Origin of the sequence: Pseudomonas sp. LAMO17WK12:I5 (assembly GCF_900215165.1) — a bacterium.
Classification (GTDB): Bacteria; Pseudomonadota; Gammaproteobacteria; order Pseudomonadales; family Pseudomonadaceae; genus Aquipseudomonas; species Aquipseudomonas putida_A.
Genome location: NZ_OBDS01000010.1, coordinates 91,672 through 114,496, shown reverse-complemented (window position 1 = coordinate 114,496; position 22,825 = coordinate 91,672). Strand labels below are relative to the sequence as shown.

The 22,825-nt window shown below is 61.8% G+C and carries 17 protein-coding genes; 11 read left to right on the top strand and 6 right to left on the bottom strand.

Annotation, left to right across the window (positions count from 1 at the left end):
* Nucleotides 1-137 precede the first annotated feature (137 nt).
* Complete coding sequence (locus CRO59_RS18865; RefSeq protein WP_097089349.1) at nucleotides 138-2,045, bottom strand: sigma-54-dependent Fis family transcriptional regulator; 1,908 nt, start codon at nucleotides 2,043-2,045, stop codon at nucleotides 138-140.
* Between the two features lie 301 nt (nucleotides 2,046-2,346).
* Between CRO59_RS18865 and CRO59_RS18860 the strand changes: the two genes are divergently transcribed.
* The 11 genes from CRO59_RS18860 (at nucleotide 2,347) to CRO59_RS18810 (ending at nucleotide 13,417) form a co-directional block, all read left to right on the top strand.
* Nucleotides 2,347-3,867: an aldehyde dehydrogenase family protein gene (locus CRO59_RS18860; RefSeq protein WP_025108675.1), complete on the top strand. Its 1,521-nt coding sequence runs from the start codon at nucleotides 2,347-2,349 to the stop codon at nucleotides 3,865-3,867.
* Between the two features lie 306 nt (nucleotides 3,868-4,173).
* Nucleotides 4,174-5,544, top strand: coding sequence for an ethanolamine permease (gene eat / locus CRO59_RS18855; protein ID WP_097089351.1), 1,371 nt, complete (start codon nucleotides 4,174-4,176; stop codon nucleotides 5,542-5,544).
* Nucleotides 5,545-5,735: 191 nt separating this feature from the next.
* Nucleotides 5,736-7,130, top strand: a complete 1,395-nt coding sequence (locus CRO59_RS18850; RefSeq protein ID WP_096796313.1) for an ethanolamine ammonia-lyase subunit EutB — start codon at nucleotides 5,736-5,738, stop codon at nucleotides 7,128-7,130.
* A gap of 5 nt (nucleotides 7,131-7,135) precedes the next feature.
* Nucleotides 7,136-7,960 carry an ethanolamine ammonia-lyase subunit EutC gene (eutC, locus tag CRO59_RS18845; RefSeq protein ID WP_097089414.1) on the top strand — a complete coding sequence of 275 codons (825 nt, stop codon included), beginning with the start codon at nucleotides 7,136-7,138 and terminating at the stop codon, nucleotides 7,958-7,960.
* Between the two features lie 114 nt (nucleotides 7,961-8,074).
* On the top strand, nucleotides 8,075-8,536 hold the full coding sequence (locus CRO59_RS18840; protein WP_003228592.1) for an N-acetyltransferase: 462 nt from the start codon (nucleotides 8,075-8,077) through the stop codon (nucleotides 8,534-8,536).
* A 268-nt stretch (nucleotides 8,537-8,804) separates the two neighbouring features.
* Complete coding sequence (locus tag CRO59_RS18835) at nucleotides 8,805-9,461, top strand: DedA family protein (RefSeq protein WP_027612912.1); 657 nt, start codon at nucleotides 8,805-8,807, stop codon at nucleotides 9,459-9,461.
* 4 nt (nucleotides 9,462-9,465) lie between these two features.
* The gene (locus CRO59_RS18830) at nucleotides 9,466-10,278 is read left to right on the top strand and encodes a zinc-dependent peptidase (RefSeq protein WP_097089352.1); all 813 of its coding nucleotides are present in this window, start codon (nucleotides 9,466-9,468) and stop codon (nucleotides 10,276-10,278) included.
* 112 nt (nucleotides 10,279-10,390) lie between these two features.
* Nucleotides 10,391-10,918 carry an inorganic diphosphatase gene (ppa, locus tag CRO59_RS18825; protein ID WP_008052339.1) on the top strand — a complete coding sequence of 176 codons (528 nt, stop codon included), beginning with the start codon at nucleotides 10,391-10,393 and terminating at the stop codon, nucleotides 10,916-10,918.
* A gap of 223 nt (nucleotides 10,919-11,141) precedes the next feature.
* The gene (locus CRO59_RS18820; RefSeq protein ID WP_027612915.1) at nucleotides 11,142-11,888 is read left to right on the top strand and encodes a helix-turn-helix transcriptional regulator; all 747 of its coding nucleotides are present in this window, start codon (nucleotides 11,142-11,144) and stop codon (nucleotides 11,886-11,888) included.
* Between the two features lie 518 nt (nucleotides 11,889-12,406).
* The gene (locus CRO59_RS18815) at nucleotides 12,407-12,967 is read left to right on the top strand and encodes a hypothetical protein (RefSeq protein ID WP_027612916.1); all 561 of its coding nucleotides are present in this window, start codon (nucleotides 12,407-12,409) and stop codon (nucleotides 12,965-12,967) included.
* 15 nt (nucleotides 12,968-12,982) lie between these two features.
* Entirely contained in the window at nucleotides 12,983-13,417 is a 435-nt protein-coding gene (locus CRO59_RS18810) for a hypothetical protein (RefSeq protein ID WP_097089354.1), read from the top strand.
* 23 nt (nucleotides 13,418-13,440) lie between these two features.
* Here CRO59_RS18810 and CRO59_RS18805 read toward each other — a convergent pair whose 3' ends face one another.
* Genes CRO59_RS18805 through CRO59_RS18785 form a run of 5 tightly spaced genes read right to left on the bottom strand, consistent with a single transcriptional unit; the run spans nucleotide 13,441 to nucleotide 22,796 of the window.
* Nucleotides 13,441-14,253: a YfaP family protein gene (locus tag CRO59_RS18805; protein WP_097089355.1), complete on the bottom strand. Its 813-nt coding sequence runs from the start codon at nucleotides 14,251-14,253 to the stop codon at nucleotides 13,441-13,443.
* A 3-nt stretch (nucleotides 14,254-14,256) separates the two neighbouring features.
* Entirely contained in the window at nucleotides 14,257-15,876 is a 1,620-nt protein-coding gene (locus CRO59_RS18800; protein WP_097089357.1) for a DUF2300 domain-containing protein, read from the bottom strand.
* Nucleotide 15,877: 1 nt separating this feature from the next.
* Nucleotides 15,878-20,452 carry an alpha-2-macroglobulin gene (locus CRO59_RS18795; RefSeq protein ID WP_097089359.1) on the bottom strand — a complete coding sequence of 1,525 codons (4,575 nt, stop codon included), beginning with the start codon at nucleotides 20,450-20,452 and terminating at the stop codon, nucleotides 15,878-15,880.
* Complete coding sequence (locus tag CRO59_RS18790; RefSeq protein WP_045121987.1) at nucleotides 20,449-21,114, bottom strand: DUF1175 domain-containing protein; 666 nt, start codon at nucleotides 21,112-21,114, stop codon at nucleotides 20,449-20,451. The genes CRO59_RS18795 and CRO59_RS18790 overlap by 4 nt, the downstream gene beginning before the upstream one ends.
* On the bottom strand, nucleotides 21,084-22,796 hold the full coding sequence (locus CRO59_RS18785; RefSeq protein ID WP_097089361.1) for a DUF2138 domain-containing protein: 1,713 nt from the start codon (nucleotides 22,794-22,796) through the stop codon (nucleotides 21,084-21,086). The genes CRO59_RS18790 and CRO59_RS18785 overlap by 31 nt, the downstream gene beginning before the upstream one ends.
* Nucleotides 22,797-22,825: the final 29 nt, after the last annotated feature.

The following is a 22,825-nucleotide window of genomic DNA, read 5'->3' as shown; positions in this document are numbered from 1 at the left end:
GCCGCAGGTTAGCGCAGGGAGGGGGAAATCGCACCTGGTGTTTCGCCTGCGCCGACGCCTTCGCGAGCAAGCCCGCTCCCACAAGGTTGGCGCTGATCCTGTGGGAGCGGGCTTGCTCGCGAATGACGCGACGCGGTTTAACGGGAGATCGCGTGCTTACGAAGCTTTCTATAGAGGGTATTGCGGCTGACCCCGAGCTGCTGCGCGGTCTGGGTCATGTGCCAGCGCGTTTGCTCCAGCACATCGAGCAACGCCAGACGTTCAGCGTCTTCCAGCGGATGCTCGGACTCAACCGACTTCAGTTCCAGCGTTGGCCGCCCCTGCCGAATCATCGCCGGCAAATCCTCCAGCCCGATTCGCCCTTCATCACACAATGCCGCCAATGTGCGCAAGACATTGCGCAACTGCCGCACGTTGCCCGGCCAGTTGAAGGTCAGTAACGCCTGACGCGCCGGTTCGTCGATCAAGATTGTTTCGCCGCCGGCCTCCTCGGCCAGCAGGAAATCCAGCAACTGCGATTTATCACTGCGTTCGCGCAACGCCGGTAGCGCAACTTCGAGGCCATTGAGACGGTAATACAGATCTTCGCGGAAGCTGCCGTCCGCCACGCGCTCCAGCAGATTACGGTGCGTGGCGCTGATGATCCGCACGTTGACCGCTTCCGGCTCGCCGCCAATCGGCACCACCTGCCGGTCTTCCAGCACTCGCAACAACCGGGTTTGCAGCGCCAGCGGCATGTCGCCGATTTCATCGAGGAACAACGTGCCGCCATCGGCCTGCTGCAGCTTGCCGCGCATGCCGTCCTTGCGCGCGCCGGTGAAACTGCCGCCGCGATAACCGAACAGCTCGCTCTCGATCAGGCTTTCCGGGATCGCCGCGCAATTGAGGGCGACGAAGGCTTTGTTGGCGCGCTGGCTGGCGTGATGCACAGCCTTGGCAAAGGCTTCCTTGCCGGAGCCGGTTTCACCGTTGATCAGCAGCGGCACGTCGCGTTCGAACACCCGCAGCGCCTTGCGGAAATCCGCTTGCAGCGCCGCGTCACCGAGGCAAATGCCCACCAGCGCTTGAGGCTTGGCCACGACCGGGGCCGGCAGGATCGGCGCCGGCTTGCGCGATTCGCCGCGCAACAAGGCAAACAGATGCCGTCCGTCGCGGGTGCGCAGCGGCCAACTGGCGCTGGCATTGGCGCTGGCCCGACCGAGCAGCTCATCCAGCGAACAATCGAAAAACGCTTCCACCGGTTTGCCGAGCAAACCACCGCGAATATGCCCGAGCAGGTTCAGCGCACTCTGGTTGACCGCACTGATCCGCCCTTCCCCGTCAAACGCCAGCAGCCCTTCGCTGAACAAGCCGACGGACTCGGCCTGCAAGTGAAAACGCAGCAGCCACTGGTTATCAAAGCAGCGCAGGAAATAGCAGCTCTCGATCATCTTCGCCGACAGGTTGACCAGCGCCATGGTGTGGAACTGGCTCTGCCGCGAGACATCGTGGCGCGCCGAGGACACGTCGAGCACCGCCAGCAGTTCGCCGTGCGGGTCGAACACCGGGCTCGCCGAGCAGGTCAGGCCGGTGTGGCGGCCGCGAAAGTGTTCGTCCTGATGGATGGTCAGTGCCTGGCGCTCGACCAGACAGGTGCCGATGCCGTTGGTGCCTTCGCAGGCTTCGCTCCAGTCGGCGCCGAGCCAGAGACCGGCGCGTTCGAAAATCTTGCGCTCGGCCGGCGCGGTGACGCAGTTGAGGATCACCCCGCGCGCGTCGGTCAGCAGCACCGCATGACCGGCGCCGGAGAGTTGTTGATGCAGGCTGCTCATTTCATTACCGGCGATCTGCAACACCTGTTGCAGGCGTTCGCGGCTTTCAAGCACGCGCCCGTGTTCGAGCACGGTGGGCGCCATGGTCAGGGCCGGATCGAGGTGATAGTCCTCAAGACAGCGCAGCCACGAGCGGGCAATCGACGGATCGGCACCGGGCCCGTGCAGGTGCGGCTTGCCCTGACTGACGGTGAGAACCTGCTGGGCATGGCGACTCAAATGGTTGTCGTGCATTTCTTATTATTCTCCCCGAGGCTCGATGGCCCAATGCTGAGGTGAGGCCCAGCATCCTCCAGCCGCCCCGGCATTGCAATGCTGGCAAGACCAGCCGGTCACTGGCTGTGCCAAAAGCGGTACAAACTGTCACCCCCTCTGTACCGAAACCATCACAGGCTGCGTCCGCCCGTCCGACACAAACCGCGCAAAGCCTTGATTTGCCTGCCCTGCACGGCAGTGGCCCGACCTTTGCTCTACGCTTATCGCAAGCGCACTTGCGCGTTTCTCTAATAAGTACAAAGCCAAGGAGAACAACATCATGCGTTACGCTCACCCCGGTACTGAAGGCGCCAAAGTCTCGTTCAAGAGCAAGTACGGTAACTACATCGGCGGCGAGTTCGTCGCGCCTGTCAAAGGTCAGTACTTCACCAACACCTCGCCAGTGAATGGCCAGCCGATTGCCGAATTCCCCCGCTCCACTGCCGAAGACATCGACAAGGCACTGGACGCCGCCCACGCCGCTGCCGATGCGTGGGGCGCGACCTCGGTGCAGGCGCGCTCGCTGATCCTGCTGAAAATCGCCGACCGCATCGAACAGAACCTCGAACTGCTGGCGATCACCGAAACTTGGGACAACGGCAAAGCCATCCGCGAAACCCTCAACGCCGACATCCCGCTGGCTGCCGACCATTTCCGCTACTTCGCCGGTTGCCTGCGCGCCCAGGAAGGCAGCGCAGCCGAAATCGACGGCAACACCGTGGCCTATCACATCCATGAACCGCTGGGCGTGGTCGGGCAGATCATCCCGTGGAACTTCCCGCTGCTGATGGCCGCGTGGAAACTCGCCCCGGCACTGGCCGCTGGCAACTGCGTGGTACTCAAGCCTGCCGAGCAAACCCCGCTGGGCATCTGCGTGCTGATGGAGCTGATCGGTGATCTGCTGCCACCGGGCGTGCTCAACGTGGTGCAAGGTTTCGGCAAAGAAGCCGGCGAAGCCCTGGCCACCAGCAAACGCATCGCCAAGATCGCCTTCACCGGCTCGACCCCGGTCGGCTCGCACATCATGAAATGCGCGGCCGAGAACATCATTCCATCGACCGTGGAGCTGGGCGGCAAGTCGCCGAACATCTTCTTCGAAGACATCATGCAGGCCGAACCGACCTTCATCGAAAAAGCTGCCGAAGGCCTGGTGCTGGCGTTTTTCAACCAGGGCGAAGTCTGCACCTGCCCGTCCCGCGCACTGGTACAGGAATCGATCTACGACGAATTCATGCAAGTGGTGATGAAGAAAGTCCTGCAGATCAAACGCGGCGACCCGCTGGACACCGACACCATGGTTGGCGCGCAGGCGTCCGAACAGCAATTCGACAAGATCCTGTCGTACCTGGAAATCGCCAAGGGTGAAGGCGCCGAGCTGCTGACCGGCGGCAAGGTGGAAAAACTCGAGGGCAACCTGGCAACCGGGTATTACATCCAGCCAACCCTGCTCAAGGGCACCAACAAAATGCGCGTGTTCCAGGAAGAAATCTTCGGCCCGGTGGTAAGCATCACCACCTTCAAGGACGAAGCCGAAGCCCTGGCGATCGCCAACGACACCGAGTTCGGCCTCGGCGCCGGCCTGTGGACCCGCGACATCAACCGCGCCTACCGCATGGGCCGCGCGATCAAGGCCGGTCGTGTGTGGACCAACTGCTACCACCTGTACCCGGCGCACGCCGCGTTCGGCGGGTACAAGAAGTCCGGCGTCGGCCGTGAAACCCACAAGATGATGCTCGATCACTATCAGCAGACGAAAAACCTGCTGGTGAGCTACGACATCAATCCGTTGGGCTTCTTCTAAAACCCGGGGGCGATACAGATATTTCTGTGTCGCCCTTTCGACCGCTTTCGCGAGCAGGCTCGCTCCCACAAGGGAGTCGTGTCGCACCACATACACAGGCTCGGCACAAATCCACTGTGGGAGCGAGCCTGCTCGCGATGGCGTCCTCAATGACACAACACAAGGCCTGGCCGCTCTGGCACGGCCCTTGCGTACCCGTCATTCAGGATTTGCACAAAAACTGCCGCTGCGTGAACAGCATCCATCCACCTCAACCACTGCACCCGAAAGTCCAACAGATCGAACAATAAAAAACAGAGAGGACTTATGACTTCCACCACACAGCTCAAACCCACACTCGGCACCCTGCACCTCTGGGGTATTGCCGTCGGCCTGGTGATTTCCGGCGAATACTTCGGCTGGAGTTACGGCTGGGGCACCGCGGGTACCCTCGGATTTCTGGTCACGGCGCTGATGGTCGCGACCATGTACACCTGCTTCATCTTCAGCTTCACCGAACTGACCACCGCGATTCCCCACGCGGGCGGGCCGTTTGCCTATAGCCGCCGGGCGTTCGGCGAAAAAGGCGGACTGATCGCCGGCATCGCCACGCTGATCGAATTCGTCTTCGCCCCACCGGCGATCGCCATGGCCATCGGCGCCTACCTCAATGTGCAGTACCCGGAGCTTGATCCGAAGGTGGCAGCGGTCGGCGCGTATTTCGTGTTCATGACCCTGAACATCCTAGGCGTCAGCATTGCCGCGACTTTTGAGCTGGTGGTCACCGTGCTGGCGGTCGCCGAACTGCTGGTGTTCATGGGCGTGGTCGCGCCGGGCTTTAGCTTCAGCAACTTCGTGCTCAACGGCTGGTCGGGTGCCAACGAGTTCACCCTGGGCTCGATCCCCGGAATCTTTGCCGCGATCCCGTTCGCGATCTGGTTCTTCCTCGCCATCGAAGGCGCGGCCATGGCCGCCGAAGAAGCGAAGGATCCGAAACGCACGATTCCCAAGGCCTACGTCAGCGGCATTCTGACCCTGGTGTTCCTTGCCATCGGCGTGATGGTGATGGCCGGCGGCGTCGGCGACTGGCGTCAACTGTCGAACATCAATGACCCGCTGCCACAGGCAATGAAAGCGGTGGTCGGCAACAACTCATCTTGGATGCACATGTTGGTGTGGATCGGCCTGTTCGGCCTGGTGGCGAGTTTCCACGGGATCATCCTCGGCTACTCGCGACAGTTCTTCGCCCTCGCCCGCGCCGGTTACCTGCCGAAAAGCCTGGCCAAGCTGTCGCGCTTCCAGACCCCGCACCGGGCGATTCTGGCCGGCGGCGTGATCGGCATCGCGGCGATCTACAGCGACGGACTGGTCAACCTGCAAGGCATGACCCTGACCGCCGCGATGATCACCATGTCGGTGTTCGGCGCCATCGTGATGTACATCATCAGCATGCTCAGCCTGTTCAGACTGCGTAAGACCGAACCGAACCTGGAACGCACCTTCCGCGCCCCGGGCTATCCGGTGGTGCCGGCGATTGCGCTGTTTCTGGCCGTGGTGTGCCTGGTGGCGATGGCCTGGTTCAACACGCTGATCGGCTGTGTGTTCCTTGGCTTCATGGCCGCTGGTTATCTGTACTTCCAGCTCACCGCCAGGCAACGCGCCGAAGCCCCGGCAGACGCTATGCTCGAAGGTATCTAGTTGCACCGGCACCGGGCCTGTCGCCCGGTGCCCGCTATATAGAAGTGCATGAAGATCCAATGTGGGAGCGGGCTTGCTCGCGAAGGCGTCGTCTCATCCAACAACGATGTCGTCTGACACGACGCTTTCGCGAGCAAGCCCGCTCCCACAGGGAGACCGAGTTACCCACAGAATCAGGAGGACACCGCCCCATGGCCGCATTTGCCCATTCCGTCGGCGCCCAGACCTACCGCTTCGACAGCCTCAAGGACGTCATGGCCAAGGCCAGCCCGGCGCGCTCCGGTGACTTTCTGGCCGGCGTTGCTGCGCTCAATGACGGCGAACGCGTGGCCGCGCAAATGGCGCTGGCCGACATCCCGCTCACGCATTTTCTGCAGGAAGCGCTGATTCCCTACGAAGCCGATGAAGTCACCCGACTGATCATCGACACCCACGACAAACAAGCCTTCGCCGTGGTCAGCCACCTCACCGTCGGTGGTTTCCGCGACTGGCTGCTCAGCGACGCGGCGGACGAAACCAGCCTGCGCGCCCTCGCCCCCGGCCTGACCCCGGAAATGGTCGCCGCCGTGTCGAAGATCATGCGCGTGCAGGATCTGGTGCTGGTGGCGCAGAAGATCCGCGTGGTCACAAAATTTCGCGGCACCCTCGGCCTGCGCGGGCGCTTGTCGACCCGGCTGCAACCGAACCATCCGACCGACGAACCGTCCGGCATCGCCGCGAGCATTCTCGACGGCCTGCTGTACGGCAATGGCGACGCAATGATCGGGATCAACCCGGCCACCGACAGCATCGCCTCGATCTGCGCGATGCTGGAGATGCTCGACGCGATCATCCAGCGCTACGACATTCCGACCCAGGCCTGCGTGCTGACCCACGTCACCACCTCGATCGAGGCGATCAACCGTGGCGTGCCGCTGGACCTGGTGTTCCAGTCGATTGCCGGCACCGAAGCGGCCAATGCCAGTTTCGGCATCAACCTCAATGTATTGCAGGAAGGCTATGACGCGGGGCTGAGTCTGAAGCGCGGCACTCTGGGGCAGAACCTGATGTATTTTGAAACAGGGCAAGGCAGCGCCTTGTCGGCCAACGCCCACCACGGTGTCGATCAACAGACCTGCGAGACAAGAGCCTACGCCGTGGCGCGACACTTCAAGCCGTTTTTGGTGAACACCGTCGTAGGATTTATCGGCCCGGAATACCTCTACAACGGCAAACAGATCATCCGCGCCGGCCTCGAAGACCATTTCTGCGGCAAGTTGCTCGGCGTGCCGATGGGTTGCGACATCTGCTACACCAACCACGCCGAAGCCGATCAGGACGACATGGACACCCTGCTGACCCTGCTCGGTGTGGCCGGGATCAACTTCATCATGGGCATCCCCGGCTCCGACGACATCATGCTCAACTACCAGACCACCTCGTTCCACGACGCGCTCTACGCCCGTCAGACCCTGGGCCTGAAACCGGCGCCGGAGTTCGAGCAATGGCTGGCGAACATGGGCATTTTCACCCAGGCGGACGGCAAGGTTCGCTTTGGCAACAACCTGCCGCCGGCCTTCCGCCAGGCGCTGGCGCAACTGGGATGAGTGTGATGGACAAACCGCCTGTCGACCCGCAAAACCCATGGTTGGAGCTGCGCCGCCTGACCCCGGCGCGCATCGCTCTGGGCCGTACCGGCACCAGCCTGCCAACCAGCGCCCAGCTGGATTTCCAGTTCGCCCACGCTCAGGCACGGGATGCGGTGCATCTGCCGTTCGACCACGCCGGGCTCAGCGCGCAACTGAGCGAGCGCGGGCGCGAGACCTTGTTGCTTCACAGCGCCGCGACTGATCGCAACAGCTACCTGCAACGCCCGGATCTGGGGCGCAAGCTCAGCGACGCCTCGGCGCAGTCCCTGCGGGATTACGCAGAGGCGCACCCCGGCGGGGTCGATCTGGCGATTGTGGTGGCGGACGGTCTGTCGGCACTGGCGGTGCATCGGCATACCCTGCCGTTTCTGACCCGCCTGGAGGAGCAGATGAGCGCCGACGGCTGGTCGCTTGCCCCGGTAGTGCTGGTGGAACAGGGTCGCGTCGCCATCGGTGACGAGATCGGCCAGTTGCTGGGTGCAAAAATGGTCGTCATGCTGATCGGAGAGCGTCCGGGCCTCAGCTCGCCCGACAGCCTCGGTTTATATTTCACCTACAATCCAAAAGTCGGGCTGACCGATGCCTACCGCAATTGCATCTCCAACGTGCGGCTTGAGGGCTTGAGCTACGGCATGGCGGCGCATCGCTTGCTGTATCTGATGCGCGAAGCCTGCCGGCGGCAGCTGTCGGGGGTCAATCTGAAGGACGAAGCACAGGTGCAGACGCTGGAGTCGGACGCCGGTGCGGACATGAAGGGAAATTTCCTGCTTGATCCGCCCACAACCTGAACCGTTTCCGCATTGCGTTTCTGCGCTGCTTTCAGGCAGGATCGACGCACGGCCGCAGGGTTTCCCATCGCCGTCAGAGCAGTTGAAGACAGCCACTTGAAGACGAGACCTATCATGCGGATTATTCAAGCGACCCTCGAACACCTGGATTTGTTGACCCCGTTGTTCGTCAAATATCGCGAGTTCTACGGTTCCCTGCCCTACCCGGATTCCTCCCGCGCGTTTCTCGAAAAACGCCTGCGTCGCAAGGAGTCGGTGATTTATCTGGCCCTGGCCGATGATGACGACAAGAAGCTCATGGGTTTCTGCCAGCTGTATCCAAGCTTTTCCTCGCTGTCGCTCAAGCGCGTGTGGATCCTCAACGACATCTATGTCGCCGAAGATGCCCGCCGCCAACTGGTGGCCGACAACCTGATCCGCACCGCTAAGAAAATGGCCAAGGAAACCCAGGCCGTGCGCATGCGCGTTTCCACCAGCAGCAATAACGAAGTGGCGCAGAAAACCTACGAATCCATTGGTTTCAAGGAAGACACCGAGTTCAAGAACTACGTGCTGCCGATCAGCGACGAGCTCTGAAATCAAAAGATCGCAGCCTTCGGCAGAACGCATTCCAATGCAGGAGCTGCCGAAGGTGCGATCTTTTGATCTTTTATCAAACCCGAAGTCTGCCTGACATTTGTTCACACCCCGACATCCCTCGCTACAAAACCAACGCGCTTTTCACCTCTCAGACCGTATAATCCCGAGCTTTCCGGCTTGTAAGAAAAACTACACCCCACTGTAGGCTTACACCCGAATCATCCGCACAGGCCTGCCGAGTCGGGCCGTCACCACAGGTGCCCCCATGGATTTCAACCCGCTCGACCTTATCCTGCATCTCGATGTGTACCTCGATTTGCTGGTCACCAACTACGGGCCGTGGATCTACGCGATTCTGTTCGCTGTCATCTTCTGTGAAACCGGTCTGGTGGTGATGCCGTTCCTGCCGGGTGATTCGCTGTTGTTCATCGCCGGTGCCGTGGCGGCGGGCGGTGGCATGGATCCGGTGCTGTTGGGCGGGCTGCTGATGCTCGCGGCGATCCTTGGCGATAGCACCAACTATGTGATTGGACGAACGGCGGGCGAAAAACTCTTCAGCAACCCGAATTCGAAAATCTTCCGTCGCGATTACCTGCAAAAAACCCACGATTTCTACGACAAGCACGGCGGCAAAACCGTGACCCTGGCGCGCTTCCTGCCGATCATCCGCACGTTTGCCCCGTTCGTCGCCGGCGTCGGGAAAATGCCCTACCCGCGTTTCTTCGCGTTCAGCGTGTTCGGCACCATCCTCTGGGTCGGCGGCCTGGTGACCCTGGGTTACTTCTTCGGCAACGTGCCGTTCATCAAGAAGAACCTGTCGTTGCTGGTGGTTGGCATCATCCTGCTGTCGCTGGTGCCGATGATCATCGGCGTGGTGCGCAGCCGTTTCGGCGGCTCCAGCTCCAAAGCCGAAACCCACTGATCCGATGTGGTCACTGAGCGCCTGGCGTCGCCGGCGCATTCTGGCCAGGCACCCGATTGCCGACGACCTCTGGCAACGGGTGCGCCATCACCTGAGCTTTCTCGATGGCATCAGCGCCGCCGAAGACCAATGGTTGCGTGAAGCCAGCGTGCTGTTCCTCGAAGAAAAACACCTGACCGCCCTGCCTGGTGTCGAACTGCATCAGGAACAGCGCCTGCTGCTCGCCGCGCAGGCCCAGTTGCCGCTGCTCAATCTGGGCGACTTGAACTGGTATCAGGGGTTCCACGAAATCGTCCTCTACCCCGACGACTTCCTCAGTCCGCAACGCCATCGCGATGCCATCGGGGTCGAGCACGAGTGGGACGGCGAGCACAGCGGCGAAGCCTGGCAACAGGGGCCGATCATCCTCGCCTGGCCGGGGGTGATGGCCAGTGGTGGCTGGGAAGGCTACAACCTGGTGATCCACGAACTGGCGCACAAACTCGACATGCTCAACGGCGACGCCAACGGCCTGCCGCCGCTGCACGCCGACATGCGCGTCAGCGACTGGGCCGAAGTAATGCAGCACGCCTACGACGACCTCAACCGCCAGCTCGACCGCAACCCCGACGCCGAAACCGCCATCGACCCGTACGCCGCGGAAAACCCGGCGGAGTTCTTTGCGGTCACCAGCGAATACTTCTTCAGCGCTCCGGATCTGCTGCACGCGGCTTATCCACAGGTCTACTTGCAACTGCAGCTTTTCTACCGGCAGGATCCGTTGGGCAGGCTGCGGCAACTTCAGGCCACAGACCCGGTCTATCAGGCGCACGAGTAAGCGCTGCACGACTTCTGGTACGTGGCGTCGGCGTAGGAATATGCCTATAATCGCCGCCACTTTTTGGTCAATCCGGCCAAGTGTTTTTGGTCAACTACGGGGGCAACGCCCAATGAGCTACAGCAAGATTCCGGCTGGCAAAGACCTGCCGAACGACATCTACGTCGCGATCGAGATCCCGGCCAACCACGCGCCGATCAAATACGAAATCGACAAAGACAGCGATTGCCTGTTCGTTGACCGTTTCATGGCCACCCCAATGTTCTACCCGGCCAACTACGGTTACATCCCGAACACCCTGGCTGACGACGGTGATCCCCTCGACGTGCTGGTTGTGACCCCTTACCCGGTTGCTCCAGGCTCGGTGATCCGCGCGCGTCCAGTCGGCATCCTGAACATGACCGACGACGGCGGCGGCGATGCCAAAGTCATCGCAGTCCCACACGACAAGCTGTCCCAGCTGTACGTCGACGTGAAGGAATACACCGACCTGCCACCGCTGCTGATCCAGCAGATCGAGCACTTCTTCGCGAACTACAAAGATCTCGAAAAAGGCAAGTGGGTCAAGATCGAAGGCTGGGCTGGCGCTGATGCCGCTCGCGACGCGATCACCAAGTCGGTTGCTGCCTACAAGGGCTAAGCGCCGGCTGGCTGCATGACGCTTGAAGAAAACCCCGGTTGATCCGGGGTTTTTTGTGCCTGAGAAACGCCGCTTTAAACAGTGTGTTTATTGCGGACTACAGAAAAGTTTCGAAGTGAGTGATTTCCCACAAGCACGTCTTACATCCAGTCGCAAAATACAGGCTTTTTTTGAACAGCCGGTTTATTCAAACCGCTCTGGCACGGCCGTAGACTCGGTGTTTATGAGAAAGAACACTAGCGGTCCAAGATTCAAGGCACTCCTGGAAGCAGCGAACATCACCACCACGGGATTCGCAAAGTTCTGGGGCACGGAAGCCCAAAACATTCATAACTGGTACACCCGGGGCGTCCCGGCGTATCGCATGGAGGAAGTCTCACGCCTGCTCTCGGTCAACAGCGAGTGGCTGAAAACCGGCGAAGGCAGCAAAGAGTCACCCCGCCTGCAAACGCCTGCCAGCAACGGCGACACCTTCGACGCGCAGTCCGTCAACGGCGTCTATTCCATCATCAACCCCAACGACATCGAACTGCCGTTTTTCAAGGAAACACCGCTCAGCGCCGGCGCCGACAAAACCCACGTCATCCTCGACCCCGAGCAGACCGTCCGCCTGCCCCGGGCCCATCTCGCCCAACTGGAAATCCGCCCAAGCGACGCCATTTGCGCGCACATGATCGGCAACAGCATGGCCGAGCGCATCGAAGACGGCTCCATCGTCGGCATCGACCGCGGCCTGACCCAGGTGGTCGACGGCGAAATCTACGCCATCGAACACGACGGCATGCTGCGCATCAAATACCTGCACCGCATGCCCGGCAACGCCCTGCGCCTGCGCAGCCACAACAGCGCCGAATACCCGGACGAAATCTTCCGCGCAGCGCAGATCGATGAGCAGCGGATCCACATTCTGGGCTGGGTATTCTGGTGGTCGACCCTGGGCAAACGCCGGCCGGTGGTGCCGTTTCTCTGATCGGATACGGATCTTCAACCCTGCACCAAACCCTGTGGGAGCGAGCCTGCTCGCGAAGAGGCCCCGAAAATCAGTACAAATTACAAATATCGACCGCCGCAGTGGCTCTATTCCGCAGTTGAGGCTGGGAATCCCCAACAAAACTCAGTATCCTGCGCCCCACATTTGCGCATCGACCCGCTCCCGCGGCTCAGATGACGCCTGACGCGGCAGACCAACGTCTGACCAAGTCCCACAGCCGGACGCAGATCCGGGTGTACGTTTTGAAGGCTGACGCGGTTTACCAAAAATAAACCAAGCCAGTCCCCGAGAAGCCGGCCACAAGCCGGCTTTTTAATGCCTGCCTGAAAGCAACGTTATCTTGACGAGCTCGACAGATTAACCGGGCAGCACCCGCCACTCAGGCATCGCAATAAGCCATTAGCACATCCGCCCTAATTGCCCCGCGCCCAACCTCACCACTAAATTTCCATTCTGTTTTTGTGCATTACAAAAGCGCCAAGGAATGGAGCAACACCATGTCGTCGTTTTTCAAACTCAATCAATCCGTTGTTCTACTGACCGCACTCCTGACCGCTACCTCTTCAGCCATGGCAGAGGAGCAGAAGCTCGTCGGTGACTGGTGGATCATTTACGGCAACGGCGTTCCCCACAAGAACATCATGTATGTCGCCGACAGCACTTCAGTCGTGCCGTCGAAGCAGACCAAAGGGGCCAAGTTGGTCGCCGTGACGCTGGTGTATGAGGAACCCGGCAAACCGATGATCGATGCCTACAACCTCGAAGTTCAGTGTTCGACGAACAAGGTCCGAATGCTCAATGGCCAGTCGGTTGATCGCATCGCCTACATGATGCGCAACCTGAAAGTTAATGACCAATGGCAGCAGCCGAAAGAGTTCTGGGTGCAGCGCACCAGCGAGTTCGTTTGCTCACCTGCCAAAAAGGACATGATCGCGTTGGGCAAGATGGAGTACCTGCAGATGATTCAGGGTCTGCAGCAGATGTTCTTCAAGCTGGCGCCGATTCAGGAGAAAGGCCAGATGATGGACAACCTCGACTCGATCCTGGGCAACAAGTAAGCGGCGGGAATCACGATGAACCCATGGACTAAAACGTTATTGGCGCTGCTGATAACGCCCGCTGTTTTGCTGACCAGTGGCTGCCACTTGATTGCCCAGTCGCGCTGGGAAGGACGCGATGTTCAGGAAGCGCTCGATCTGTTCGGCAAACCTGACTCGATGAAAAAACAGACCGGGGCCAACGGCGAGAATCTGGCTGTGCTCACCTGGTACAAATCGTCCAGTTGGACCACCACGGAAGCGGCCGGTACTTCAATGAATCACACCGGTAACGGCATGGTTTACACCGAGTACTACGAGACGGTCGGCCACAGCTCGGATTGCAAGCTCGAAGCCACCGTCAACAAGGCGAAAAAGATCGTGCTGTTCAGAATCGAAGACGGAAAGATCATCCACGGCAAGTGCATCAACGTGCCGTTCGTGCCTGGTTATATTCCGCCCGGTTTCTAGTGCAACCCTGAGCAGGCTGCTGCTCAGGGATAGCTGAACGATTTCACCAACGTCAGTTCACCCACCGCCCGCATCGGCACCACAAACGTCTCCATTTTCTCGCTCGGCGTGCCTTCCTCGGTAATCACCGTCACCTGCGCCGTGGTCAGCGGCTGCACCGCCTCCTCCCCGCCTTCATCATCCCCCCGATAACCTCCGCCGAAGTAGTTCACATACACCAGATATTGGCCCTTGATCGGCGCCGGCATGGCGAAGATTTCCGGGCCATAGCCGGTGGTGACGTCGACGTCGAGCGCGGCGCCGTTGGGTGCGACGCGATCGCCGTACCAGATGTGCGCGCCGTCGGGGGTGATCAGGTGCAGGTCGAGGTCGGTGCCATCGCTGTCCCACGACAGCAGCACGCGCAGTTTGGCCGGGGTGGCGCCGCCGCTGGCGTTGAGGAACTGCGTGCGATGGCGTTGCTGGCCGTCGGGGCTGCGCACTTCGACGCTGTTGCTGCCGTTGGGGAAGGAGAACGGGCGGTCGAAGCGGCCGCTGTCGTCGATTTTCAGCGGCATGCTGACGCCGTTGACGATCAGCCGGCCGGGTTCCCTGCTCTTGGGGGTGGCTTTGATTTCGCCGCTGATGCGCGCCGTGTTGGCCTGGCCCACCGGAGTGTTGACCGAGGAAGCCGGGTAGTTGACGGTCTGGCGGAAATTTTCGCCTTCGCCCTCGGGCGCGCCGGTGCGCCAGCCGCCGACCGGGGTGTCGAGTTTGACGCTGTCGGCGGCCATTGCCATCGGCAATGCATTGAACGCACAGAGCAACAGCAAGACCTGTGGATAACGGAGTGTCATGGTCTATTCCAGCAAGAGGTGACGGGCGAGCCCTTCGATGTAGGTTTCATCCTGACCATTGGGATGTGCTTCAAAGGCCAGGTGCAGGTATTCGTGAGTCAGGTCGAGGCGATCCTGCAGCGTGAGCACGCCGCGCACGTAAATGCGCTGGCGTTCGCGATCGACAAACGGGCGGCCGAACGCCAGTTTGCACACGGCGAACGAGCTGACTTCGTTGTAGCCGGTTTCGCTTTCCAGCGTCGGACGCCAGCCGCGACGCTGCTTTTGCAGCCAGTCCTGTGCGGCGGGCAGTGCTTCGCAGGAAGCAACCGGGTTGTCCCAACGGCTGAGGCTGGCGCGCGGATAGGCGTGCAGCAGAATCGCGTCGTAGCGCTGACCGGCGTTGGCCTGTTCGACGGCTTGTTGCCAGGCGAGTTTGTCCGGGCCGGGTTGATCGGAGTGATAGGTGACGGTGCTGCCGGCCAGCACCAGATCCGCGGTCCATGCGGCGATGTTGCGCGACTCGGCGGAGGCCGGACGCGGAGCGACGCGCTGACGGTTGCTGCTGTCGTCGATGCTCAGGCAATCGCCATTGCGCGTGGCGTTTTGCAGCAGATAGGTGCGGATCGCCACGGCCAGTGCCTTGGCGGCTTCGGCAGGTTCGGGTTTGGCTTCGCGCTCAAGGACGCGGGCGACGTATTCTTCGCGATCAAGCCGTGCAACGAGTTTGCCGTTGAGCAGAAACAGTTCGCCGGCGCTGTGGATATCCAGCGCGTTACCGTTGGCGAATTCGACGCGGTAGTCGCCTTGCAACGGGCCGGAAGACATCACCCGATCCCCTGCCAGAACACGCGTCAGCGGATAGCGCGAGAACAGTCCAACCTCAACACAACGCCCTGCTTCCGCCGGCCACGAAGAAGGCAGCACCGTCGCCAGCGCCTGACCGTAATGGCGCAAAACCATCTGACTGGTACCACGCCCACTGGCCCAGATCGGCGAGCCGTCCGCCGTCCAACCGGCGAAACCGCCCTGCCGCGATTGCGGATCCTGATCGCCGAGCCAGCTCCAGGTCTTAACCCGCAGGCGACCACCCAGTTCGCCGACGACATTGCCGTCCGCCGCATTCAGCACGACGTCGAGCAACACGCGGCGCATCTGCTCCTGCGCTGGCAGCACCGACAACACCTTCAGCAAGTCCGTCACGGAAACCCGAGTAGCCGGTTGCACGGTCGGCAAATCCAGCAACCACGACGGCGCCTGCCGCGCCTGCCAATAGGTGCGCCAATCGGCGGCAGTAATGCCCAATCTCGCCGGCTCAAAGTACAAGCCGCAGGATTTGACCAACGCCTGATCACGCTCGATCCTGCCGCCCGCCGAGCAGCAATAAACCTCTTCCTTCGACTGCCCGCGACATTCATACGCTGGCTCGCGCGCGCCGGTATCCACCAGCCACGCATAGACGAACAATTTCCACAGGCTGCCCAGCGGGGTATCCAGCGTCGACGGCAACGGCTCGCGAGCGATCAGTTGCGTCTGATTCAACGACAGCAACTCGCCCTTGTACGCCAGCCGCAGCGGCTCATCCTGCGCCGTCGCCAGCGCAGGCATCACACACATCAGCAGCCACAGCAGCGGCCGGTTCATGTCAGTTGACCGTGACCTGACCGAGGGCGGCTTTCGCTTCCCGGGCCTGATGCTGCGGCGCGTAGACCTGAGTGAAGCGCACCGGCGGCAGGTTGAACTGGCCCTTCTGCGAGAACCGCACCAGATGGCGCAGGCGCAATTCGCCGCTCAGCGCATCCACCGGCACCGCGTAGGCCAATTGCCCCGGTTCGAAGCGCGCCTTTTCCAGCGCGGTCGGTTCGGTGCCGTCCTTGCCTTGCAACTTGATGCCCCAGGTGGTGCGCTCGACGTCGGCGCCCGGTGGCAGCGGCACTTCGAGCATGCCGTAGCGCAGCGGTTTCGGCGCCTTGCTGGTGAGGATCACTTCGTCCAGATACAGGCTGTCACTGGAGAGCGGTTTGCTGCCGACCGGCTCCAGTTTGAAGGTGAACGCTTCGTCGCCCGGCACCAGCCGCGACAAACGGCGGGTGATGGTCACGGCCATTGGATCGAAGGCCGGTTGCTGGGTCTGGAAGCTCAGCGCCGCGCGCAGCGGTCGCTCCTGAGTGCCGGACACCGACAACACGCTCGGCACCGGCGTCGCACCCTGCCAGGTCCAGAACATCTCACCGGTTGCGCCGTAGTTTTTCTTCCAGCCTTCACCCGGCAGCAGCGCGATGGTCGGCGAGGCCTGAGCGATGCTGCGTTGCAACCAGCTCAGCGCCAAGGCGCGTTCGAGGGTCGATTGCTGTGGCAACAGACGTTGCAACAACGCCGTCGCCCGCGCTTGATCAAACGGTTGCAGCGACAGGTTCAGCGCTTCGGCAAACGGCTGCGAACTGACCGCCAGACGCTGTTGCGCCGCGCCGACCTGACGGTTGAATGCGTCCGGCAACGCAACTTTCGACTGCGTGGCCAGCGCCGCGGTCAACACCCGCGCCGCCGCCAAACCGAGCGCCGAATCCGGGTCGCTCATCACCAGGCTGTCTTCACCGTCGTCCATCAGGTTTTCGGCATTGCCCTCACCGGCCTTGGTCAGATCGTCCATCAAACCGCTGAGCAGGGTATTCACCGGCAGGTGCATCTGCTTGGCGAACGACAGAATCAGTGCCCGCTGCAGCAGCGGCGTGTTCGGCGCTTGCTTGGCGTAGACCTCCAGCACTCGCTGCCAGTGCTCCGGTGGCAAGGTCAGTTCCAGCACCTGACTGGCGTTCCAGTCGGCGTAGTAGGCGTAAGCGGTGAGGAACGCGTCCGGCTCGCCGTCGAAGCCCCACCAGGTGAAGCTCGCCGACGGCCCGGCCATTTGCACCAGACGCAGACGGCTGTTCTGCATGATCAGGCGCAGGCGATCGCGGATCTGCGGGCTCGATGCCAGCGACGGATAGGCGATGCTCAGCGGCAGCAAACGGCTGGCGGTCTGCTCGACGCCGCCGTACGGGTAGCTCAGCAGATCGTCGAGCGCGGAACGGAACAGCGCTTGCGGACTGTCATCCAGACGCAGGCGAATGTCGGTGGCGTCGGCCGGCAGGCTCAACGGGGTGTCGCCGCTGGCTACGTCGAGGCTCTGGGTTTGCGTGACTTGCCAGCCGTCACCGGTCGCGCTCAGGCGCACGGCGAGGGCGTCAGCGGTTTTGCCATCCTGCACCAGCTCGGCGGTCCACTCACCCGAGGCCAGGGCGAACGCTGGCAGCGGCACGTAGTTGATGCCGTTGTTCAGGATTACCGGCAGGCGTTGTTCGGCGCCAGCGTAATGGGTGACCAGCTCAGCCTTGACCGGTTTTTCGGCCTGGCTGAAGGCAAACACACCGAGTTGCGGCTGATCACCCTTGCGGAATTTGCTCGGCCCGCTCCACTTCAGGTACAGCGGTTTTTCCGAACGGACGAACTGCTTCTTCTGCCCGACCTGACCGTCATCGGCAATGGCCCGGGCGGTGATGCGCCAGCGGGTCAGCGAGTCCGGCATCTTGAAGGTGAAACGGGTTTTGCCGTCGGCACCTGTGAGCAATTCCGGCTGCCACGCGGCGGTGTCGACGTCTTCACGACGTGGGCGCTCCAGCACTTTCACCCCACGTTCGCTGCGGTTGGCCTTGCCCGGCGCGCCGGGGCTGCCCGGCAACGCCACGTCATAACTGATGAACGACAGGCTGGCGCTGGTGCGCACATTATTGCGACGCGGGTGGTAGAAGAACTGGTCGATGGTCGGCGCGACTTCCGGTTGCAGCGCGTAGACCATTTCATCGACAACACTCACCGTCAGATGCGCCGGAACTGCTTTACCGGCGAACTGCGTAGTCAGGTCGACGGTCACCGTGTCGCCCGGCAGATACACCTGTTTGTCGGTGCTGATCGCCACGTCGATTTGCGGGGCAATCACTTTGATCCCGGCGTTCTGGAAGCTGTACTGCCCGCCCTTGGTGTAGAGCACCGAGAAGGTCAGGTTCGGCGCGAAGTTGTCCTTCACCGGAATGCGCGCGCGGTATTGGGTGTCGCTGAGTTTTTCCAGTTTCAGCCAGTCGCCGCCCTTGGCCAGCAGCGCGGTGGCTTCGACCTTGTCGCGCTCCAGCGACAGCAGTGCATCGCTGACCGGCTCCGGGAAGGTGATCAGTGCCAGCGCTTCATCGCCGGCCTTGTACTCGGGCTTGTCGAGGACGATTTCCACAGTGCCCGGCACCGCTTTGACACCGTCGCCGGTGACCGAATGGCCGGTGGCGCCGAGGACGCGACCGTGTTGATCTTTCAGCGTCAGGTTGTAAGTACCCGGACGCTCGAAGGCCAGACTAAAGCCTTTGTCAGTCGCCGCGAGTTTGCCTTCGCCAGTGCTCTGGTCTTCCAGACGCACCCAGCTGTAGCTGCTTGGGGTCACAGCTTTGCTCTGCTCGCTGCCGCCCTCGTTGGCGTAGCTGAACGCGACTTTGTCGTTGACTGCGCTGAAACGTTGCGGCGCACTCAGGCGGAAGCTCGCGGCGCCACGGTCGATGAGGATTTCCTTGGTGGTCTTGACCCGATACGCCGCGCCATCGCTGGCAAACACGGTGAGCATGTAACGGCTCGGTTTGTCGGCGGCCGGCAGGTCGAGGGTCGCGTTGCCCTTGCTGTCGGTGGTCAGTTCAGTGCTGGTCAACTCCACCGGGAATTGCCCGAGGTATTGCAGCTCGTTGTCGACCATCGACAGTTGCTGGGCACGCAGGCTCAGGCTCAGTTTGGCGTTGGCCACCGGTTTGCCGTCCGGGTACAGCAGCACCAGACTGCCCTTCACCGGCTCGCCGGTGCGGTAATCCTGCTTGGCCAGATTCAGCGAAATTTCGAAGTGCGGCTTGATGTACTCGGCCACGCGGAAGGCGCTGCTGTAGGCCTGATCCTTGTAGTTGAAGCGGATCTCGTAACCACCGGCCACAGCGTTGTCCGGCAACTGGAACCGGCCCTGGGTACCAGCCTTGGAATCGAGTTTCAGGTCGAGGCGTTGCAGCTCGGTGCCGGTGGCATCAAGCACACTGACGTTGACGTCAGCAGCGCCCGGCAGCACCGAATCCCGCGCATTCTTGAACTCGCGACCGACAATTTTCAGCGACACCCAATCCCCCGGGCGATACAGCGGTCGGTCGGTGAACGCGTAGAGCTTGGTGTCGTAGATTTCGCTGTCGTAATAGAAGTTTTCCGAGACGAACACCCCGCCCTCTTCGTCCTCGCCAATGACGAACGAACGCTCGGGGCTGACGTGTTTCAGGCGCAGCAAACCATCGGCATCAGTGGCACCGCTGCTCATCACGCCGAGGCCGTCAGTCCACAGCACATTGACCTTCGGCACCGAACTGCCTTCGTGTTTGCGTGCGGCCCAGACCAGCAATTCATCACCGGCAATCTTGCTCACTGCCACGGTGTTGGAAACGAAGACCATGGTGGTCGCGCGATACTTGCCGATCAGCGCTTCGACCAGGTACAGGCCCGGCTTCAGGTTGCCCAGCGGGATGTAGACGTTACCCGGTGCAACGCTGACGAACTCGCTGGAAGACCCGGCCAGATTGACCCCGGCCGGCGGCTGTATCGGTTTGGCCTGCCACAGCGGATAGCGGAACTGGCTGACCACCGGCAGACCCGGAATCAGCGCGAATTGCGGCTGCGCGTCGTACGGGGTTGGCGCGGCGATGGCGGTGCCCATCTTCAGCTCCGGCACTTCCTCGGTGACCTGCTTGCGCGACTCGTAGGAGAACGCGCGCTGCATCACCCGCCGCGATTTGCGGTACCAGTTGTCCCACAGGTACGCGAGGGTGTTGGACAGGCCTTCGCCCTTGAACTGACCGTCGCTGACCACGCGGTGCAGATTCTTCTGGCGCTTGAGGAAATCCAGCGGCTTGTCGATCCGGTACACGCGAATGTCGGCGCCGCCGTACGGTTCCATGCGGAAGCGGCGGTAGTCGCGGCCCGGTGCTTCGAGACGCACCATCGCCTGCTCGTCGGCGGCGAAACTGCTGTCGGCCAGCAGGAAGAAGCTTTCACCGGCGACCGGCGTGTAGCCGCTCGGCTCCACCGAATCTTCAGCGTTGACGGTCGCCAATGGCAGCAACAGCGCCAGCAGCAGGGGAATTCGAGCGCAGAGTCGCAGCATGCGGGCACCGGTCATTGGGAGAGAAAGTTCAGTCGATAGACGCCGATGAAGTTGGGGTTGGCTGCGTCGGGTATCCATCGGGTGTCCTTCCATGTCATGAGTTGCTGCAGGCTTGCCGAACGCATGCCGTTGTCAGTGGGGGTGGTCGTGCCGGTGTGATAGGCGATGTAGCGGCCCATCCAGATCATCAGGTGCTGGTCGTCGCCCTGATCGAAAAACATCAGGTCGCCGGGGCGTGCCTGGGACACGTCGCGGCTGACCAGATGGCTGTTGAACTGAATCAGTTTGATCGCGTTGACGTACGGCCCGACCTTGCCGCCGCCCTGCTGCCATTGCTGGGCGAGCTTGCGCTGCTCATCGCTGAGCGTCAGCTCCGGCGGCAGGTAGCGATTGGACAGGCCATTGCTGCGCAGCCACTTGTCGTCGTGGACTTTCAGCGCTTCGTTGGCGGCGAAACGCACGAGCCCGGCGCAGTCCTGCTGATACCAGCGCGGGCTAGGGCCCTGGCTCAGTTGTTCCTGAGCGATGCGCACGAACCAGGCGCGGAACACCTGGGACTGCGCCGGATCCAGCGCCGGCGTTTCGACGGCTCGGGCGCCCGCGCTGAGCAGTAGCGCGAGCAGGCCGAGGCTGCGGATCAGTGTCGTCACAGCGCTTTCCACTCCAGCGGCAGCCATTGCCAGTGGCCGTCAGGCTCGCTGCCTTCCGGCAGGGTCAGGGCGTATTTGCCGTAGCCGCCGAGGGTGCGCAGTTTCGGAATCAGGTACGTTTGCGCGGCGTTGTAGAACACCGGCTCCATGTCCTGCGGCAGGCTGTCGAGGGTTTCCTGCTGCATCAGTTGCGCCATCGAATCCGGACCGAAGTAGATCGGCATCAGCACATCTTTCGGCAGCACGTCGGCCATCGGCGGGAAGCGCTTGTCGAGAGTACCGAGAGCCTTGTCCACCAGTTTGTCGTCGAGGGAAAACAGCAGCGTCGAACCGTGACGGGCGAGGCTGACTTTCATGAACGCTTTACCGCTGATCGCATCCGGATTCTCGGCAGTCTTCGCTGCGTAGGGGCCGAAGTTCGAGCTGACCTGACGCTGCCAGACATGGCTCTGGCCTTCCTGTTTCTCGACCACCGGGAATGCGTGTTCATCGATATTCGCCTCGTAGGCGCCCACCATCGAACCGAACAACGTGCCCAGGTCGCCATCGAGCTTGCCGCTGTCTTCGTCCTTCAGGCTGGCGACCAGCAACGGCGTGTACAACCGTGAATCGGCGTACCAGCACAGGCCCGCCGCGCCGGCCACATGCTCGGTGAGCTTCTGCGCCACCGCTTCGTCGGCGCCGAGTTTCACCAGCAGCGGTTTCTGCGGTTCGGCCGCCACCGGCAAGGTCACGCAGGCACTGGCGCCCAAGGGCATGGCTTGCCACACCGGTTTGAAATCGAAGTCCGGCTGATTATCCAGTTCGTCCATGGCGAGGTAGCTGTGCCAGCCCTTGTCGTCCATGTCGAAACGCAGCCCGGCGAAGTTCGGGATGAAGCGCTGGTAACCCATCGCAAGGACGCTGGAATTGACCGACAGACGCTGTTTGATCTCCGGCGCCTTGGCCGGCAGACCGAAGGCCTCGGGGAACAGTTTGTCGCCGTTGAGCAGCGCTGCCAGCGCTTGCGGCGAGACGTGCCCGGACTCCTCGGACTCGCCGTTGGCCGGGTCGTAATATTTGTTCGGGTTGGACAGCACCACCAGTTTGTCGCCGCGCGAAGCGAACAGCAGCGATTTGCTGGCGTTGTAGCTGAGCTGGTACAGCGGCACTTCGTCGCTGCCGACCTTGAGGCTGCCGAAGACGCTGAGCTGCGAATCGTCCAGCGCGACTTTCGCCAACGGTTCGAGCAGCTTCGCCAAGCCGCCGCGATCCATCACCAACAGAAAATCCTTGAGCCGGCCATCGGCGCCACGCCACAGCGCGACGTCGGCCGGTTGATCGAAAAGCTGCTCGATCAGGCTGTCCTGCAGCTTCAGGTCGTGTTCGTAAATGATCCGGCGCAGGCTGCCGATCAACCCCAGGCGGTCGGCGTGGGTTTCGTAATAGAAGACGAAATCCTCGGTGAGCGTGGCCTTGAGGAACGGCACCGTCAGCAGGTCCTTGGGCAACTGGCTCAGGGAGCGGGTTTCCAGCAGCGCATCCGGACGACTCAGGCCGAGTTTGTCACTGGCCAGTGCCGCCGCCGGCACCTTGGGCTTGTGCAGGAGCCAGCCAAGACCACCGGCCACCCCGGCTACCAGGACCAGGCCGATCAGCAGCGCCGGCCAGCGCCGGGAGGTTTGGCCGGCAGGTGTCGGGACGGCCGGAGAAGCAGCGTTATCACTCATGTTCACAAAACCCGAAGTTCATCCGTGGT